The sequence below is a fragment of the Deltaproteobacteria bacterium GWA2_45_12 genome, from assembly GCA_001797365.1.
GTDB lineage: Bacteria > UBA10199 > UBA10199 > UBA10199 > UBA10199 > UBA10199.
This window is the reverse complement of sequence record MGPH01000006.1, coordinates 41,781-60,281: the sequence shown is the minus strand read 5'-3', so window position 1 is coordinate 60,281 and position 18,501 is coordinate 41,781. Positions and strand designations below refer to the sequence as shown.

At 45.9% G+C, this 18,501-nt stretch carries 18 protein-coding genes and 1 pseudogene; 16 read left to right on the top strand and 3 right to left on the bottom strand.

The features are described from left to right. Both A2048_03010 and A2048_03005 read left to right on the top strand, forming a co-directional pair. Nucleotides 1–462, top strand: a pseudogene (locus tag A2048_03010) (hypothetical protein). A gap of 31 nt (nucleotides 463–493) precedes the next feature. Further along, a complete protein-coding gene (locus A2048_03005; GenBank protein OGP10794.1) occupies nucleotides 494–1,222 on the top strand; it encodes a hypothetical protein in 729 nt (242 codons plus the stop codon). A gap of 8 nt (nucleotides 1,223–1,230) precedes the next feature. Here the strand turns inward: A2048_03005 and A2048_03000 are convergent, their stop codons facing one another. Further along, nucleotides 1,231–2,610 carry a peptidase C69 gene (locus A2048_03000; GenBank protein ID OGP10793.1) on the bottom strand — a complete coding sequence of 460 codons (1,380 nt, stop codon included), beginning with the start codon at nucleotides 2,608–2,610 and terminating at the stop codon, nucleotides 1,231–1,233. A 160-nt stretch (nucleotides 2,611–2,770) separates the two neighbouring features. Here A2048_03000 and A2048_02995 point away from each other — a divergent pair, with 160 nt between their 5' ends. The 14 genes from A2048_02995 (at nucleotide 2,771) to A2048_02930 (ending at nucleotide 16,878) form a co-directional block, all read left to right on the top strand. Beyond that, nucleotides 2,771–3,640: a methylthioadenosine phosphorylase gene (locus tag A2048_02995; GenBank protein OGP10792.1), complete on the top strand. Its 870-nt coding sequence runs from the start codon at nucleotides 2,771–2,773 to the stop codon at nucleotides 3,638–3,640. Between the two features lie 66 nt (nucleotides 3,641–3,706). After that, entirely contained in the window at nucleotides 3,707–4,618 is a 912-nt protein-coding gene (locus A2048_02990) for a sugar kinase (protein OGP10791.1), read from the top strand. A 43-nt stretch (nucleotides 4,619–4,661) separates the two neighbouring features. Next, entirely contained in the window at nucleotides 4,662–5,453 is a 792-nt protein-coding gene (locus A2048_02985; protein ID OGP10790.1) for a DNA repair protein RecO, read from the top strand. Nucleotides 5,454–5,541: 88 nt separating this feature from the next. Then, nucleotides 5,542–6,459 (top strand): hypothetical protein, encoded by a 918-nt coding sequence (locus A2048_02980; protein OGP10789.1) that lies wholly within the window; start codon nucleotides 5,542–5,544, stop codon nucleotides 6,457–6,459. 57 nt (nucleotides 6,460–6,516) lie between these two features. Further along, nucleotides 6,517–7,542, top strand: coding sequence for a hypothetical protein (locus tag A2048_02975; protein ID OGP10788.1), 1,026 nt, complete (start codon nucleotides 6,517–6,519; stop codon nucleotides 7,540–7,542). A 59-nt stretch (nucleotides 7,543–7,601) separates the two neighbouring features. Next, nucleotides 7,602–8,162 (top strand): hypothetical protein, encoded by a 561-nt coding sequence (locus A2048_02970; GenBank protein ID OGP10787.1) that lies wholly within the window; start codon nucleotides 7,602–7,604, stop codon nucleotides 8,160–8,162. A gap of 5 nt (nucleotides 8,163–8,167) precedes the next feature. Beyond that, entirely contained in the window at nucleotides 8,168–9,439 is a 1,272-nt protein-coding gene (locus tag A2048_02965) for a C4-dicarboxylate ABC transporter (GenBank protein ID OGP10786.1), read from the top strand. Nucleotides 9,440–9,465: 26 nt separating this feature from the next. Beyond that, complete coding sequence (locus A2048_02960; protein ID OGP10799.1) at nucleotides 9,466–10,110, top strand: hypothetical protein; 645 nt, start codon at nucleotides 9,466–9,468, stop codon at nucleotides 10,108–10,110. A gap of 408 nt (nucleotides 10,111–10,518) precedes the next feature. Then, nucleotides 10,519–11,694: an acetyl-CoA acetyltransferase gene (locus tag A2048_02955; GenBank protein ID OGP10785.1), complete on the top strand. Its 1,176-nt coding sequence runs from the start codon at nucleotides 10,519–10,521 to the stop codon at nucleotides 11,692–11,694. 2 nt (nucleotides 11,695–11,696) lie between these two features. Then, nucleotides 11,697–12,545: a hypothetical protein gene (locus tag A2048_02950; GenBank protein OGP10784.1), complete on the top strand. Its 849-nt coding sequence runs from the start codon at nucleotides 11,697–11,699 to the stop codon at nucleotides 12,543–12,545. A 50-nt stretch (nucleotides 12,546–12,595) separates the two neighbouring features. After that, nucleotides 12,596–13,372: a hypothetical protein gene (locus A2048_02945; protein ID OGP10783.1), complete on the top strand. Its 777-nt coding sequence runs from the start codon at nucleotides 12,596–12,598 to the stop codon at nucleotides 13,370–13,372. 107 nt (nucleotides 13,373–13,479) lie between these two features. Further along, nucleotides 13,480–14,619, top strand: a complete 1,140-nt coding sequence (locus tag A2048_02940) for an acyl-CoA dehydrogenase (GenBank protein OGP10782.1) — start codon at nucleotides 13,480–13,482, stop codon at nucleotides 14,617–14,619. Nucleotides 14,620–14,762: 143 nt separating this feature from the next. Then, nucleotides 14,763–16,439, top strand: a complete 1,677-nt coding sequence (locus A2048_02935) for a methylmalonyl-CoA mutase (protein OGP10781.1) — start codon at nucleotides 14,763–14,765, stop codon at nucleotides 16,437–16,439. Nucleotides 16,440–16,473: 34 nt separating this feature from the next. Continuing rightward, nucleotides 16,474–16,878, top strand: a complete 405-nt coding sequence (locus A2048_02930; protein ID OGP10798.1) for a methylmalonyl-CoA mutase — start codon at nucleotides 16,474–16,476, stop codon at nucleotides 16,876–16,878. Nucleotide 16,879: 1 nt separating this feature from the next. Here A2048_02930 and A2048_02925 read toward each other — a convergent pair whose 3' ends face one another. Together A2048_02925 and A2048_02920 are read right to left on the bottom strand one after the other, a co-directional pair. Beyond that, entirely contained in the window at nucleotides 16,880–17,821 is a 942-nt protein-coding gene (locus tag A2048_02925; protein OGP10780.1) for a hypothetical protein, read from the bottom strand. Nucleotides 17,822–17,823: 2 nt separating this feature from the next. Next, complete coding sequence (locus tag A2048_02920; GenBank protein ID OGP10779.1) at nucleotides 17,824–18,276, bottom strand: hypothetical protein; 453 nt, start codon at nucleotides 18,274–18,276, stop codon at nucleotides 17,824–17,826. Nucleotides 18,277–18,501: the final 225 nt, after the last annotated feature.

Here is an 18,501-nt window from a genome sequence, read left to right as displayed (position 1 = left end):
AAAGATCATCAATTCAAAAAAATTTACTGGGCCCTTGTTTATGGGAGTTTTAAAAAGGAAAAGGGAACGATTGAAACTTATTTGAGCCGAAGCAGTTCAAATAGGAAGAAATATTCCGTAAGTTCCACCAAGGGGAAAAAAGCAGTGACTCATTATCATGTATTGAAGGAAGAAAAGGGGATCTCTTTGGTTGAAATTCAGTTGGAAACAGGGCGCACCCACCAGATTAGGGTGCATATGACCGACGGCGGACATAGTCTTCTGGGGGATGAAATTTATGGCAGCCATGAAAGCCGCCTTAAACAAATGAAGGATAAAAATTTAAAAACACAGCTTCAAACGGTGGGGCATCCCCTGCTTCATGCCAAAATTTTGGGGTTTGAGCATCCCATCAAAAAGAAATGGATGGAATTTGAAGCGCCGTTGCCGAAAGATTTTTTGGAGGTATTGAAATTAATGTAGGGACAATCCTAGGATTGTCCCTACGAAGAATATGATCCACATCTCTTCTTTATTAAATCAATTCCCGGAACTGGTGCACGGTTTTACCGATCGGGTTTTTGGTTTTGATTACCAAGCCATTGAAAACGAGGTTGGTTTATCGCCCATTGTGACGCTCAGGCAGATTCATTCGGATAAAGTTAAAATTATAAAATCCCCCTTTCATCCCCCTTTATTAAAGGGGAAAAGAGGGGGGTTTGAGGCGGAGGAAGGCGATGCTCTTGTCACCCAACAAGAAGGGATCTTAATAGGCATCCGCACCGCTGATTGTGTTCCACTTCTTGTGTTTGATCCGGCCACAAATACTCTGGCTGCTATTCATGCGGGTTGGCGGGGGTTAGTGGGGGGGGTCATTGAAAATACATTTGAAACCATGAAGGAAAAATTTGAGGTTGATCCAAAAGACTGTGTGGTGGCGATTGGAGCTTCCCTCTGCGAAGCTTGTTTTGAAGTGGGGCCGGAAGTTTTGGAAGCTTTTAAAAGTAAATTTGGAAATAATCTCAAATTGAAAAAAAACAAAAAGGGGAAAGGGCATGTCGATTTAAAAAGGGCCTGCGTTCTTGTGCTGAAAGCGGAGGGTGTTCCTTTAGCCCACATCGAAATTTTACCGTTTTGCACTTCGTGCGACCACGATATGTTTTTTTCTTACCGTAAGGGAGATACCCATGGCCGGATGCTTGCGTTTATTGGCTTGGGCCATCCATTTAGCCTGGCAGCATGATTTTATTTTTATTCCACCACTCCACCCACCACCATTTCTGGAATGCGTATGGTGGGCATGGCGTCCGACACCGGCGCGTTTTGGCCGTCTTTCCCGCAGGTGCCAATGGAAAAACCGAGGTCATTGCCCACTTTATCAATAATTTTTAAAACCTCCGGGCCATTTCCTGTAAGAGTGGCTCCACGCACGGGTTCGCCTATTTTTCCGTTCTCGATCCTATACCCTTCGGTCACTTCAAACATGAAATCACCATTGATGGTGTTGACCTGGCCGCCCCCCATCATTTTTACAAAGAGGCCATCGTTTACTGAGGCAATGATTTCATCCGGGTTGTCCTGCCCTGGAAGAATAAGAGTGTTGGCCATGCGCACGACGGGGCGATATTCAAAAGATTCACGCCGACCGTGGCCATTGGAAGCACAATCCATTTTCATGGCGGTTAAACGGTCAAACATGTAATTTTTCAAAACACCATTTTCGATGAGCACTGCTTTTTGTGAGGGGACCCCTTCGTCATCAAACAAATAAGAACCTCTTTTTTGAGGAAGGGTGGGGTCATCGACCACCGTAATTTTTGGAGATGCCACCACTTGCCCTTTTTTGTCACCATAAACAGACATGCCCTGGCAGGCCAGATCGGCTTCCAGCCCGTGTCCCACAGCTTCGTGAACCAGTGTGCCCCCAGCTTGGGATGAAATGACAACAGGCATGGTGCCGGCCTTGGCCCTTTTGGCCTTCAAGTTTAATTGCGCCCGAAAAACAGCTTTTTGAAGAGTTTGATTTAAAGCCTGTTCTGTAAGCAATTCAAAACCGCCGTGGCCCCCTGTTGATTCATATCCTGTAAAAAAATGGTCGCCATCGGACATGGTAATGGTGATGGACAAAACCAGGAGAGTGCGCGGGCTGACAGCATAATGGCCCTCGGATGTTGCTATTTCGGTATGACGAAGGCCATCTCCATAACGAATACGAACCTGAACGATTTTTTTGTCCATGGCCCAGGCTTGTTTGTTTAAGTTTTCAAGCATGGCCACTTTTTGATTGGTGGGGATCAATGCCGGTGTTTGCAACACAGGGAAGGAAAGTTTTGGGTTTATTGTGCTTAAGTGGATGTCGCCGGAAAAATCTTTTGCTTGAAGAGTTCCGGCCAGGCTTTCACCCAGATTTGAAAGTGAATCAAACTTGTTGGTGGCGCCGTAAGCTGTGTGAAGATTAGAAATAAGCCTTAAGCCCGCACCACGATTGATGCCCGAGACAATGCTTTCCATCTTTTTGTCTTCGCAGGTGATGGAGGTCTGTTGGTTGTGTTCAAAGAAAATATCAGCGTAGTCGCCTCCTTTTTTAAGGAGGGTTTTTAGAATTTGTTCGGAATTGATGTGTTCAAACATATGTGAAGCATATAAGTGGAGCCAGTTTTGAGCAAGTTGTGTTTCCGTATCCGTAGGGGCGCTCCTTGGTGCGCCCCATACAGAGAAGGGCGCAGCAAGCAGCGCCCCTACGGTTTTATTAATTGCATTACCCTCCTCTTTTGTTTAAAAACATTCCCCCATGACAAAACCCCAATCTCTTATAGGTATTATCGGCGGCAGTGGTTTGTACGCCATGGCGGCTTTTGTGCTTAAGAAAAAGATCAATCTTAAAACACCTTTTGGGAAACCTTCGGACTCCTTCATGATGGGCGAATTGTCCGGTGTTCCCGTTGTTTTTTTGCCACGTCATGGAGTAGGGCATCAGATTAATCCGACCGAAATTAATTTCAGGGCCAATATTTGGGGAATGAAAAAATTGGGAGTCAGCCAGATCATTTCCGTTTCTGCCGTGGGCTCGCTTAAGGAAGAAATAAAGCCCGGGCACATGGTGGCAGTCGACCAGTTTATTGATCGTACCCGTCAGAGAGTCTCCACTTTTTTTGAAAAAGGGATTGTGGCCCATGTCAGTTTTGCAGATCCTGTTTGTGCGCGAATAAGAAAAGCGCTTATCGAATCCTCTCAGCGTTCCAGGGCCTTTGTTCACAAGACGGGGACCTATGTTTGCATGGAAGGTCCCGCTTTTTCAACACGGGCTGAGTCGCACTGGTATCGTAGTTTAAACGCCGATGTGATTGGCATGACTAATTTGCAGGAAGCCAAGCTCGCGCGTGAAGCTGAAATTTGTTATTCCACCCTGGCTTTGTCCACCGACTATGATTGCTGGCATGTATCCGAAGAAGCTGTGACTACCGACCAGATTTTGGTCGTGCTCCATCAAAATATTGAAATGGCCCAAAAAATTATTGGTGATTGTGTGACGCATTTGCAGGATGAGCCGGCTTGCCCATGCCATAAGGCCGTGGCTCACGCCATTTTAACGGATAAGAAGAAGATATCGCCTGCCGCAAAGCAGAGGTTGAAGTTGATTGTGGGGAAATATTTATCGTAGGGGCGACATTTATGACGCCCATAACGCGGGCGCGATGAATCGCGCCCCTACATCAGGAGAAATCATATGAGCATTCTCGTCATCGGTTCCGTGGCCTTGGACACGGTTTCAACGCCTTTTGGGAAAATTGAAGAAGGCCTGGGGGGCTCGGCCACTCATTTTAGTGTTTCGGCCTCTTATTATACCGATATTCACCTTGTGGCCGTTGTGGGTGAAGATTTTCCCGAAAAACACATCCAGTTTTTGAAATCGCGCCATATTGATGTTGAGGGGTTGCAGCGTGTTGCGGGCAAGACGTTTCGCTGGACCGGAAAATACGAGGCTGATCTGAACAATGCCCAAACTTTAAAGACTGAACTCAATGTGTTTGAATCTTTTGCTCCCCAAGTTCCGTCCGGGTTTAAAAATATTCCCTATGTCTTTTTGGCCAATATTGACCCCGTGCTGCAAAGCCAGGTCATTAAGCAAGTCTCAAAGCCAAAATTGATTGCCTGTGACACCATGAATTTCTGGATTCAAAGCAAAAAAGACGATTTGGCCAAAGTGCTTCCCCAGGTACAACTCATTACCATCAATGAAGGGGAGGCCCGTTTATTTTCGGGGGAATCCAATTTGCTCAAGGCAGCGCGCAAGATACAGGCTTTGGGGCCCAAGACGGTTGTCATCAAGCAGGGGGAATACGGAGCCCTTCTTTTTCATGGAAACGAAATTTTTTCAGCCCCCGGGCTGCCCATTGAAGATGTCAAAGACCCTACAGGCGCAGGGGATAGCTTTGCTGGCGGGTTGATGGGGTATCTGGCTAAGCATGATAATTTTACCTTCGACAGTTTAAAACAGGCGGTGATTTTCGGGAGTGTGATGGCTTCTTTTAATGTGGAGGCCTTTAGCTGCGAACGTATCAAAAATCTTTCCGAAAAAGAAATTGGGCAACGCTATTCCCAATTTAAAGCCCTGGCTCATTTTGAAAGTGTGCGGTAAGGGCAATTCATGAATTGCCCTTACAAACACTGAGGTCTTATTCATGCTCCACGAAGCCAAAGCCATTGTCCTCAAAAAAATTCCCTATGGGGAAGATGATCTCATCGTCACCCTGCTTACCGAAACGGGACTGAAAATGTCTTGTTTTGCTCCCAAGGCCCGTGTTTCAAAAAAGAGATTTGGAACAGCCCTCGATTTGTTCTGTGTGGTGTATATCTGTTACAAGGAGAAGCCGGGTTCTTCCCTGGTTTCGCTATCTTCTGCCGAACTTCTTTTTTCATACCAAAAGATCCGGGCCAATTTAAGCAAGTTTGCTCTTGTATGTTTTTTATCCGAACTGGTGACGGAATTTGTCCCCGAACACATGGCCAGCCCCGAAATATATTCCTTTTTCATCCAGATCATGACCTTGTTTGAAAGTCCTCAAAATTTGGAAGACCATTTTCTTCCCCTTCTTGAGCATTCAGTCCTTTCTCTTACCGGATACAAACCGGTTCTTGAATCTTGTGTAGAATGCCGCGATGTTTTTTCTGAAAAAGAAAACGCTTATTTTTTTTACGGCCTAAAAGGTGGGGTTGTTTGTTCTTCGTGTTTTTCAAAACAAGATCCTCTGTCCCATGCCAAAGAATCAAAGGGTAAGGTGTTTCCCTTAAGTCATGGAGTTATTTTACGCCTTCTCCATGAAACCCTTCACCAACCCCAGTCATGGAGTGGTGCGTCATGGAAAAAGCCTGAAATAACCGAGGCTCGCCAGGCCCTTGAATATTTTCTGCAACATATTGCCGGGAAACCCCTGAAAACGCTCACCTTCGTTTCACAAATACTTGCCAGTTAACCCAAAAATTCATTGACACGTTCCTAGAGAGAGTTTACTTACGCCAAGAGTGTTTAAGGAAATGTTAAGAGAATAGAGGGAAGGAACAATGCGTCATTTTCGGGTCGTTTTTTCGTTTCTGGTCATCGTGTCCGTTTATTTTCAAGCAAGCTGCACCCCCAAACAAATTGCCTCAGATATTACTTCCCAAATCATGAAGGGTGGAGCGCCTTCCTTTGAAATGGAATCCGATGTGGGTATTGGTGAAGAAGCAGGTCTTACCATGCTCAAGATGATGGAGACCTTCCAGCACGACAATCCCAAAAACAAAAATTATCTTCTTTTGCTCAGCCGTTCCTATGCCAACTATGCCTTTGGTTTTTTGGAATGGAACATGCAAAAGTATCAGGATGTTGATCCTGAAAAATACGAGCTTAACAAGGGAAGGGCCCAGTCATTTTATTTAAAGGGGAAAGATTACGGCATGCGCCTTTTGGAACGCAATGCCGGGTTTGAAAAAACAATCAACAAAGATCTGGACTCGTTTAAAAAATCCCTGAAAGGAATGGGGCGCAAATTTGTTCCGGCCCTGTTTTTTACGGCCTTGAACTGGGGAGCCTACATTAATTTGAACAAGGATTCTCCCTTGGCCATTGCCGAATTTCCAAAGGCAGAAGCCATGATGGAACGTGTGGTGCAGTTAGATGATAACTTTTTTTACGGTGGCCCCAATATGTTCATGGGGTTTTCTTTTGGGTCACGCCCTCAAATGTTCGGAGGGAATCCCCAAAAATCAAAAGAATATTTTGAAAAAGCCCTGGCGGCTTATCAACGAAAGTTTTTGCTGGCCTTGGTGATGTATGCCCAAAGTTATGCGGTGCAAACCCAGGATGAAGCTTTGTATGAGTCTTTGTTAAATGAGGTTTTGGCAGCTCCCAATGATATTTTGCCTGAACAAAGGTTGGGTAACGAAATTGCCAAACTTCGAGCCAGGTGGTTGTTGGATCACAAGTCCAATTATTTTTAACCTTATCGCCTGTTGTTTTTTCTTTACCGGAAAAATGGCAGCACATGGAGGATGTTTATGAAATTGAAGTTGGCTCTTTTGGGCCTTGTTGGTTTGGTTTTTGTTTCCAGGGTGTCTGTGGCTCAAACGCCGCCACCAGCTGCTGCTGTGGTTCCAGAAGTGACTATTAAATGTGCCACTTTGGCGCCCGAAGGCACCACCATGACAAACAGTTTAAAAACCATGAGTAAAGAGCTTGCAACCCGTACCGGTGGGAAAGTGGTTTTTAAAATGTATTACGGAGGGACTGCCGGCGATGAAAAAGATGTTGTCCGCAAAATGCGCATTGGCCAGCTTAACTGCGGCGCTCTGACCGGTGTTGGTTTGGGGATGATTGAACCTGAATTCCGTGTGCTTGAGCTGCCCTTTTTGTTTAAAAATTATTCAGCCGCTGATCATGTCATGAAAGAAATGCGGCCCTATTTTGAAACTAAAATCCGTGAGAAAGGTTTTGAACTTTTGGGCTGGGCTGAAGTGGGGTTTGTGAATATTTTTTCAAACAAGCCCATTACCAAAAAAGCCGATTTGACCGGTGTTAAATTCTGGATGTGGGAGGGCGATGTTTTGGCTCAGACCATGTTTGAAAAACTGGGCATTGTTCCCATTCCCCTGGCCCTTACCGATGTGCTCACCTCATTGCAGACGGGCTTGATTGATGGTTGCTATGCCCCGCCCTTGGGCGCCATTGCCTTCCAGTGGCATACCAAAACCAAGTATGTCACCGATGTTCCTTTAGTTGATGCCACCGGGGGTATTATTGTTTCAAAGGCAACCTGGGATAGTTTAAAACCAGAATATCAAACAATTTTAAAAGAGGTGATTACTGCCGAATCGCAAAAGCTCATCACCAATAGCCGTAGTGACAATGTGAAGTCGTTGGAGGTGTTAAAAGGCATGGGATTAACGGTAAACCAGTTGACTCCCGAGGCTTTGGCGGAGTTGCAGGCGATTAGCAAGGATGTGGGCACAACACTGGTTTCAAAAGCCCTGTTTTCCCAGGCCATTTTGGATAAGGTGACCCAGCTTGCGGCATCGGCCCCTTGATTTTTATTCTTTTATGAACCAAAGGAGCGCGGGATGAAAAACCGTGCTCCTTTTCTTTTATGCTTAATCCACTCAGACTTATTTTCGCCCTTGATCGGGGGCTGGCCCGTATTGAAGGCTGGCTTCTCATTCTTATTCTCATTGTCATGCTGGTGATGACTTCCATGCAGGTGATCTTGCGGAATTTTTTTGATACTGCCATCGGATGGGGCGATGTGTTTGCCAGGCATCTTGTATTGTGGATCGGTTTTTTTGGTGCCACTCTTTCGACCAAGGACGACCGTCACATCAAGATTGATGCGCTTTTAAATGTCATCCCCAAAAAATTTCATCCCATCATCCAGATTTTTGTGACGATTTTTTGTATTCTGGTATGCACTCTTTTGGCAAATGCCGCTTATCGTTTCATGCACGATGAAAAAATGGCCAACACTTTTCTTTTCGGTCATGTGCCCAACTGGTATTTTTTAATCATCATGCCGCTGGGGTTTTATCTGATTGCGTTCCGTTATGTGGTCCGGCTTTTGGAAATATTCTTGAAATTTGGCGGTAAAAAAGTGGAAGACTTAAAGCCCATCCATACACCTGAAATTGACATCTCTCTTAAAATCAAACTTTAAACTTTATGAGTACAACAATCATCCTTGTGCTTTTTGCCATTATTGGGTCCCCCTTATTCATCATCTTTGGGGCCACGGCCCTTTATTCGTTTCATCAAGTAAACATTGATACTTCGGCCATCATGATCGAGTTCTATCGCATGGCCTCGGCCCCCACGTTGATCACGATTCCCTTGTTTACTTTTGCCGGTTACATGATGGCTGAAAGCGGTACGCCCAAGCGTTTGGTGAATGTGGCCCAGGCCTTTGTGGGATGGATGCCCGGGGGATTGGCCTTGGTGACGATTCTGGCCTGTGCTTTTTTTACGGCTTTTACCGGAGCCAGTGGGGTCACCATTATTGCCTTGGGAGGGTTGCTTTATCCCATTTTGGTCAAGGAAAAATATCCGGACAAATTTTCCATGGGGCTGGTGACAAGCTGTGGTAGTTTGGGGCTTCTTTTTCCGCCCAGTCTTCCGCTGATCCTTTACGGACTTATTGCCTCGGTAAGCATCGATAAATTGTTTTTGGCAGGCATTCTTCCCGGCATGGTCCTGATGCTGGGTTTGTCTGCTTATAGCATTTATTTTGGTGTCAAAAGTAAAGTAACCCGTGTTCCTTTTGATGGCAGAAATATCATCAAGGCAATCAAGGCCGCTGCCTGGGAAGTGCCTTTGCCGTTCATCATTATCATCGGTATTTATGGGGGGCTTATTACCGCCAGTGAAGCTGCTGCGGTTACGGCCATGTATGTTTTTATTGTGGAAGTCTTTATTTATCGCGACCTGAAATTGTTCACGGATATCCCGCGTGTCATTCGTGAGTCGATGGTTCTTGTGGGAGGCATTCTTATTATTTTGGGTGTGGCCATGGGGATGACCAATTATATTGTCGATGCCCAGGTTCCCATGCGGATTTTTGATTGGGTGAGCCAGTATATTTCAAGCAAGCTCATGTTCCTTGTGTTGCTTAATATTTTCCTTTTGATTGTGGGCTGTCTGATGGATATTTTTTCAGCCACGATTGTGGTGGTTCCCATTATTACGCCCATTGCCTACAGATACGGAGTTGATCCGGTGCATTTGGGAATTATTTTCCTTACCAATTTGGAAATTGGTTATTTGACACCGCCCGTGGGATTAAATCTTTTCATTTCTTCCTTCCGTTTCAAGCGTTCGATCATCGAATTGTATCGAATTGCCATCCCGTATTTGGTGATCATGTTTCTCTGTCTTCTTGTCATCACCTATGTTCCATGGCTTAGTACATGGTTGGTGAGTGTTTTGGGAGTAAGATAAATTGGGGTGTATCCCTGAATGGTGAAATCAAAATGTTAAAAAAAATACGTGAACCCGTTAATAGTCTTACCCATTGGAGTGGCGCTGTGCTTGCGTTGATCGGATTGATTATTCTACTCATTGTCGGCTGGGGGACAACCGCCAAGGTTGTTTCATTGGTTGTTTACGGCGTGAGCCTGCTGTTCTTATTTTCAGCCAGTGCCACCTATCACATGGTGTGTGTGAAAGACAAAGCATTGGAAATTTTCCGTAAAATTGATCATGCCGCCATTTATTGTTTGATTGCAGGAACGTATACGCCCTTTTGCATCAATGCTTTTGTGGGTTTTTGGAAATGGGGCATGCTGACCGTTATTTGGTCGCTGGCATTGATCGGCATTGTTGTCAAAATTTTCGTGATCCATGCTCCGCGCTGGTTGAATACGGGCATTTACCTTGTCATGGGGTGGTTATGCGTTGGGGCAAGCGGACAATTACTTACGGCGTTTCCTGCCTGGGTATTTAGCTGGCTCATTATCGGCGGCGTCATCTATACCCTTGGGGCCATTGTCTACATCACCAAAATATTCAACTTTATACCGGGTAAATTCGGTTTTCATGAAGTCTGGCATATCTTTGTCCTTCTGGCCGCTGCCGCTCATTTTGTGGCTGTGCTGGGTGTCGTGCTATAAGGGGAATGTAGCTCGTTGCTCGTCGCTCGTGGGAGCGGGGAAAGGATTGCATGAGATAGCGTAGGGGCATCCCTATTGCGCAATTTAAGAAACAGCGGAATCGAAACCAGCACCATCGCCAAAACAATCAAAATCACGACAACAAGTTCGGTGAGAGTCATTCCTTTGGGATGGTTTTTCATCAGGGGGTAGCAAATACCTTAAAAGGGAGTCGTCAGGCAAACTGTTTCCCAAACGATTTGGCATTTTTGTTTGTCTGGGAAAAAAGTTGCTAAGATTTTTATCATTTGTTACATCACTGAGGCTTTTAATTCAAAATTTTTAATTCCGTCTTCGTCCCGAGGTGCGGGACTTTTGGCGAGATAAACCCGCCGTAGCCTTGGCTATGGCGCGGTAAAAGGAGGGTTTATGAAGGAAGTTGTGATTGTTGCGGCAGCACGTACCCCCGTGGGGTCTTTTTTGGGTTCTTTATCCGGTGTAACGGCTCCTCAATTGGGAGCGGTGGCCATTAAAGAAGCAGTTCATCGTGCCGGGTTAAAGCCCAATGAAGTTGAAGAGGTGATCATGGGTTGTGTGCTTACCTCTACAGTCGGGCAGGCTCCGGCCCGTCAGGCTCTTTTGGGTGCCGGGCTTCCCAATGAAACGGCGGCTTTGACCATTGGCAAGGTGTGCGGTTCGGGCCTTAAAAGTGTGATGTTGGCCGACCAGATTATCCGTTCTGGCGATGCCAAAATTGTGGTGGCTGGCGGGATGGAAAGCATGTCGAATGCCCCTTATTCCATGCCCCAGGCGCGGAATGGTTTTCGTATGGGCCACGGCAAGGTTTTGGATACTTTGGTCCATGATGGTTTGTGGGATCCCTACAATAATTTGCACATGGGCAGCATTGCCGAAAAATGTGCCCGCGAATACAAAATAACGCGTGAAATGCAGGATGAATTTTCGGCAGAGAGCTATCGTCGCGCGCAAGCTGCGGTCAAGGATGGTGTGTTCAAGGATGAAATCGCCCCCGTGACCATTGTTTCCAAAAAAGGAAACACCGTTGTTGATTCTGACGAAGAACCCGGTCGTGGGAACATTGCCAAGCTTAAAGACTTAAAGCCCGCCTTTGATAAAGAAGGAACGGTGACCGCTGGTAATGCTTCTTCCATTAATGATGGTGCGGCGGCCTTGGTGGTGATGTGCGGGGAAGAGGCCAAAAAACGCGGGCTAAAACCCTTGGCACGCATTGTGGCCCAAGCCCAGGCAAGCCTTGCTCCTGATTGGTTTACCATGGCTCCTGCCGAGGCCATGGAAAAAGCCCTCAAAAAAGCAAACCTTAAAGTAAGTGACATTGATTTGTGGGAAGTAAACGAAGCCTTTGCCGTGGTGGCCGTGGCCAACAACAATAAATTGGGCATTCCTGCCGATAAGGTGAATGTCAATGGGGGTGCGGTGGCCATTGGGCACCCCATTGGAGCTTCCGGCGCACGGATTCTTGTTTCTCTTTTATATGCCATGAAAAAACGCAATGCCAAACGCGGCCTGGCTTCGCTTTGTATTGGAGGCGGAGAAGGGGTTGCGTTGATTGTGGAATCGGTTTGATTATGCCCGAACAAATTGCCATCGCAGGGATTGATTCAAGTTTAGGGGCCATTTCTAGTGTGCCTCTTTTGGCCATTCAAAGCGTCCAAGCCAAAATGGCTGTGACTTTAGTTGATGCCCAAAAGGCCAATCTGGAACAAATTGTTTTGCAGATTAAAAAGATTTTGGTTTCAAGAAATGCTTCTGAAGAAGAACAGACCAATATCTTGTCCAAAATTCATCTGGCTTACGATTTAAAAGCCGCAAGCCAGGTTGATTTATTTTTGGATGCCAGTTTAAACGGTGTCGAAACACTAAAAGAGGCCGCCGATGTCTTAAATCCCAAAGTGATTTTGGTTTCGTTAAAATCCCATGGTTCTTTAACTCAAATGGGAGAGGCCTGTGGTGAACCTAAAAGAACAGTGGGAATAAACCTGTTTGTAGGGGGGCTTGAGCCCCTTGGTTTTGGTGAAATTATTCGTGGAGTTAAAACATCATCCGAGATTGTAGGCATGGTTGAATCTTTTCTTTCAAAGTTATCAATCAAATATATAATATCTAACGATTTTCCAGGTTTTGTTTTGAATCGAATCTTGTTTTTGGCCATCAATGAAGCGACTCAGGTTCTTTATGAGGGGGTCGCTACCGCTGAAGAAGTGGATCGCTCTTTTGAGCAAAGTCATTTATTGAAAAAGGGACCTTTGGCCTTGGCCGATGCCATCGGTTTGGATTATGTGAATCGGGTTCTTTACTCTTTGTATCAGTCAACCGGCAAAGTCCAATACATTCCCTCGCTGCTTTTGCAAAAATATGTGGAGGCGGGATATTGGGGAGTGAAGTCGGGAAAAGGGTTTTACGATTATGAACTGTAGGGACAACCCTAGGGTTGTCCCTACGTCGAATTAAGACAAAGGAGAAAACGATGGAAACCATTTTGTTAAACATTGAAAATTCAATTGCCACGGTCACCATTAATCGCCCCAAGGCGCTTAATGCTTTAAATGATACAGTTCTTAAAGAGCTGGCTCAGACTTTTCAGGACTTGAGCGTCAAGCCTGAAGTGAGAGCCGTCATCATTACGGGTTCGGGGGATAAAGCCTTTGTGGCCGGGGCCGATATTGTTTCGATGCAGGACATGCCCGCTCTTAAAGCCAAAGAGTTTGTTGAATTGGGGCATGCCACCATGCGCACGATTGAAACTTTTCCTCACCCGGTAATTGCCGCTGTAAATGGTTTTGCCTTGGGAGGTGGTTTGGAGTTGGCTCTTTCTTGTGATTTTATTTACGCTTCAAAAACGGCTTTGCTGGGTTTGCCTGAAGTGAATCTGGGAATTTTTCCCGGGTTTGGTGGAACCCAAAGACTTTCCCGTTTGGTGGGGCGCAATAGGGCCAAGGAACTTATTTTTTCAGCTAAAAACCTGAATGCCGATGAGGCCTGCCAATTAGGCATTGTCAATAAAGTGTGTGAGCCGGCCAGCCTTATGGAAGATGTGAAAAAGACCTTGGGAACCATTCTTAAAAAAGGGCCCGTTGCAATTAGTTTGGTCAAAAAAGTCATTAATGATGGAAGTGATTTGGATCTTGTTTCCGGCTTGGCTCTTGAAGCATGCACATTTCCCATCACCTTTGCCACAAGCGACAAGAATGAAGGCATCAAGGCTTTCCTGGAAAAAAGACCGGCACAATTTACGGGAAAATAATTGTATGGGCTTACTCGTGGTCCCCGAGCGAAGTCGAGGGGTGGGTGTTAACTCCCTTCGACTCCGCTCAGGGAGCAGAGTTTGATTGCCCCTACGAAAGAAGAAATATGCATTTTCAACTCGATGAACAACAAAAAATGATTCAGGACATGGCCCGTGATTTTGCCCAAAATGAAGTGGCTCCTTTTGCCGCCGAATTGGATGAAAAAGCCGAGTTTCCTTCCCGCCACCTTAAAAAAATGGGCGAGCTGGGGCTGATGGGCATGATGGTCCCTGAACAGTGGGGCGGGGCAGGGCTGGATATGGTTTCCTATGTTTTAGCCCTGGAAGAAATTTCAGCGGCATGCGCCTCAACGGGGGTAACCATGTCGGTGAATAATTCCCTTTACTGTGGGCCCATTAGCCGTTTTGGAACCGATGAACAAAAGAAAAAACATTTAATTCCCTTTGCCCGCGGTGAAAAATTGGGCGCTTATTGTTTGTCTGAGCCTGGCACCGGTTCGGATGCGGCCAATCAGCAAACAACGGCTGTTAAAAAAGGGGATGTTTATGTTTTAAACGGCACCAAAAATTTCATCACCAGCGGTCCCAATGCCGATGCCATGGTCGTATTTGCCATGACGGACAAGGCCAAGCGTGCCAAGGGGATTAGCGCTTTCATTGTTGAAAAAACCTTCAAGGGTTTTTCGGTGGGGAAGGTGGAAAAGAAGATGGGGATTCGGGCTTCTTCTACTTCCTCGATCATTCTTGATAACTGCGAAGTGCCGGGTGAAAATTTGTTGGGAAAGGAAGGGGAGGGTTTTTCCATTGCCATGAACACGCTTGATTACGGCCGTGTGGGCATTGCCACCCAAGCCATGGGGATATCACGGGCGGCATTGGAAGCAGCCATTAAATATGCCAAAGAGCGCGAAGCCTTTGGTCAGACGATTTCCAATTTTCAGGCCATTCAATGGATGTTGGCGGACATGTCCACACGTATTGAAGCCAGCCGTCTTCTTACCTTGAAAGCTGCGTGGCTTAAAGACCAAGGAAAACCCTGCAGCATGGAAGCCTGCCAGGCCAAACTTTTTTCATCCGAGACCTCTAATTTTGTCACCAATAAGGCGGTGCAGATTCATGGAGGCTATGGTTATTGCCGTGAATATCCTGTGGAACGCTTGCTGCGTGATGCGCGCATTACAGAAATTTATGAAGGCACCTCTGAAATTCAAAGATTGGTGATAGCACGACATTTATTGAAATAAACTTTTCCCCCTTTAAAAAAGGGGGATCAAGGGGGATTTGTTCCCGGTCCCGATTTTGCTTGATTGGCTCTTGTGAAAAATACGGGGAAAATCCCCCTGTGTCCCCCTTTTTTAAAGGGGGATAGAAATCGGGATAGATTTTTATGGTTTCCCGTAAAAAAAACAACAATTCGAAAAGGAAAAAATGGGAGAAAGAAACTCTAAAGCCATTTTTAAAAAAATCTTCCGAACGCCTTTCGGAATTCACAACTCTCTCTTCCGAACCCATTGAACGTCTTTACACCCCCGAACATCTCAAAAAGTTTTCTTACCGAACTGATCTGGGGTTTCCCGGTGAATTCCCGTTGACGCGTGGGGTTTATCCCAGCATGCATCGTGGGCGTTTGTGGACCATGCGCCAGTTTGCCGGTTTTGGAACGGCCCACGACACCAACCAACGATTTCATTATCTCTTAAAAGAAGGTCAAACGGGTCTTTCCACGGCTTTTCATTTTCCCACCTTGATGGGTTACGATTCTGATTCCCCTCGTTCGCGGGGTGAAGTGGGTGTTTGCGGGGTGGCCATTGATTCCTTGGCCGACATGGAAACTCTCTTTAACGGGATTCCTTTGGATAAAGTGACTGTTTCCATGACCATCAACGGCCCGGCTTCCATTTTGTTGGCTTTCTTTTTGGTGTGTGCCGAAAAACAGAATGTTCCCTGGACTAAGGTGGGGGGCACCATTCAAAACGATGTTTTAAAAGAATACATCGCCCAGAATTCGTATTTGGTTCCGCCCGAACCCGCCATGAAAATTGTGGTGGACATGATTGAATTTTGTTCCAAGCAGGTCCCCAAATGGAATCCGGTTTCCATTTCCGGGTATCATATTCGCGAAGCAGGCTCTACGGCCGTTCAGGAGTTGGCCTTTACACTGGCTGACGGTGTGGCCTATGTCCAAGCCTGTATTGAACGTGGGATGAAGGTGGATGATTTTGCCCCGCGACTTTCCTTCTTTTTTAATGCGCACATGGATCTTTTTGAAGAAGTGGCCAAATACCGTGCGGCCAGACGCCTGTGGGCCCGTTTGATGAAAACGAGGTTTAAGGCCAAAAAGCCTGAATCATGGAAATGCCGTTTTCATGTACAAACAGCGGGTTGTTCGCTCACAGCCCAGCAGCCCGAAAACAATATCATCCGCACCACTTTGCAGGCTTTGGGCGCGGTGTTGGGGGGGTGCCAATCACTTCATACCAATTCGATGGACGAAACTTTCGCTCTTCCCACCGAAAAATCGGTGCGGATTGCTTTGCGTACCCAGCAGGTCATTGCCTACGAGAGTGGAGTCACCAACACGATTGATCCTTTGGGGGGTTCCTATTTTGTCGAGGCTCTTACAAGCAAGATGGAAAAAGAGGCGCTGGATTATATTCGTAAAATCGATCGCATGGGGGGGATGATACCCGCCATCCGAAACGGGTACCCTCAGATGGAAATTGCCAATGCGTCCCACCGATATCAAAACCAGGTGGAACGTTCGGTGAAAATCATTGTGGGGGTTAACGACTTTGTGCTTGAAAACGAGCCACCCATTGAAATATTAAAGATCGACTCGGCGGCCATTGAAGAGCGCCAGAGGCAGAGCCTGAAAGAATTGAAATCGGTGCGCAATGTCGAACTTGTCCAGAAAAGTCTGGATGCTTTAAGGCAGGCGGCCTTAAATGACCAAAATATCATGCCCGCCTTGCTTGATTCTGCCAGAGCCTACGCCACGGTGGGTGAAATGGCCGATGTTCTTCGAAAGGTTTATGGAGAATATCATGATCCTGGAATATATTGATAGTAGGGGCGCCCCTTGGCGCGCCCCTATTAAAATTATGAAAAAAAAATTACGCATCTTAATCGGCAAGCCCGGCCTGGATGGCCATGATCGGGGGGCTAAAATTATCGCCCGCACTCTTCGGGACGCCGGCTACGAAGTCATCTATTCCGGTCTTCATCAAACCCCTGAAATGATCGTGAACACGGCCATCCAGGAAGATGTGGACGCCATCGGCCTTTCCATTTTGTCCGGCGCCCATAATTTCTTGTTTCCGGAAGTCATCCGTCTTTTGAAGGAAAAAGGAATCGGCGATGTTGTTGTCTTTGGCGGGGGCATTATCCCGCCCGATGAAATCAGTGGGTTGAAAAAACAGGGTGTAGCCGAGGTTTTCACTCCTGGCGCGGATACAAGGGATATTGTGAAATGGATTGAGGGGAATGTGAAGCCACGCATGTAAATTACTTGAACAACTCCGCAGCTACTTTGTTCCAGGCCTTTGTTTCCTTAAATACGACTACTTCCGCCTTTTCCTTATTCCAGTTTATAGGATGGAACAAAACAGACATTTCATTTTTTTTCCAATCAGATACCACTGAAATTCCCAGGGAAGATTCGTGATGGGGGGTGAGCTCGGCAAGCCATTCTTTTTGGGAACGGAAATTTTTTAGGGTGAGGATCTTTTTTTTATCAGAGCTCGTGCTTGGTTTGAATGTAAGAGAAGTGAGCCCAGTCCCGATTCTTATCTTTTTGGTGGAGTTTTCTTTTCCCCATACGGCTGTGACATAGTGGTTTCCGGTGGGATAATGTTCCAGTCTTAAGGGAGCTACTCCCTTGAAAAAACCATTGATGAAAATTTTTCCCTTTTCAGGAAGGGTATTCATAGTCACTTGCCCCATGGCGCCCTCTTTCCATACCTTGTCCTTGGCTTTTTCAAAATAACCAATGAGTGAAGGAGGAAATTGCATTTCACTTAAATTGAGAGTGGGGTTTAAGCGGGCCGCTTCGATCATGGCCGCATTCATTTCCTGCATTTTCCCAAGATTCTTATAGCTTGAGGCTAACAGAAGGTGGGCTTGAGCTAGCGAGGAAAGATCTTTAAGCGTCATTTGTTCGGGCTTAAGTGTTTGGATGGCGTTTTGAAGGGTTTGAGCCGCTTTTTCATCACTAAAATTAAACTGATCATCCATAGCCCGATTGATAGAGCCGGATAATGTTTCAGAAACGGGTTGGGCAATACTTGTCTGAATTCTTCGTTGGGCCAAGTTGTTTTTAATCGCTACAATGAGATTTTTTGTTTTTTCAGGTTGATAGTTTTCCAGGGGAACGGAGATTAAGGTGAGGTTTCCGGCTTCGGCCCTCAGGCAGAAAAGACAAAAAACAAATGATAGAATTTTTTTCATTGTTACCGAACAACAAATTCGACACGCCGGTTTTTGGATTTGGCTTCTTCTGTTTTTTCTGTAGTGGCAGGATGGTTTTTACCGTAGCTTACCACCACGATCTGGTTTTCACTGACTCCCAAGGCCAATAATTCTTTCATGACGGCACGGGCTCTTTTATCGCCCAATTCAATATTATAGTCGGCGCTACCACGGTCATCACAATGTCCCTCAAGAAGAAGAATGGTTCCGGAGTTTGCCTTAAGCCATGAGGCATTGCGGGCAATCAGATTCATGTCGGTGATTTTATCCTCTCCCAAATTGAAATAAAGGGGGGAAACCATTTTTTCGCGCGGGCTTTGGGCTGTTTTGTGTGACGTCCGTACCGATTTTTCAGAATGGCAGGCATTTAAAACAGAAACAAAAAAAAGAAAGGGGATGATCATCAGGATTTTTTGGTTCAATTTTTTAAGCATACTTGAAAAACGTGTAAGGGACCATTCTTGTAAGGGCAATTCATGAATTGCCCTTACCTTACATAAAGAAAACCCTTAGCTCATACTTCAAACAAATGGGGAGGCCAAGCTTTTTATTTTATGCGGTGCGTTAAAATGATGAGTATTTTCAGTGGTTTAACATTGACTTGACAAAGGGAGCGCGCTAGGGAGCCGTTAGTTACTATTTTTTTCCCACCGTTTCCT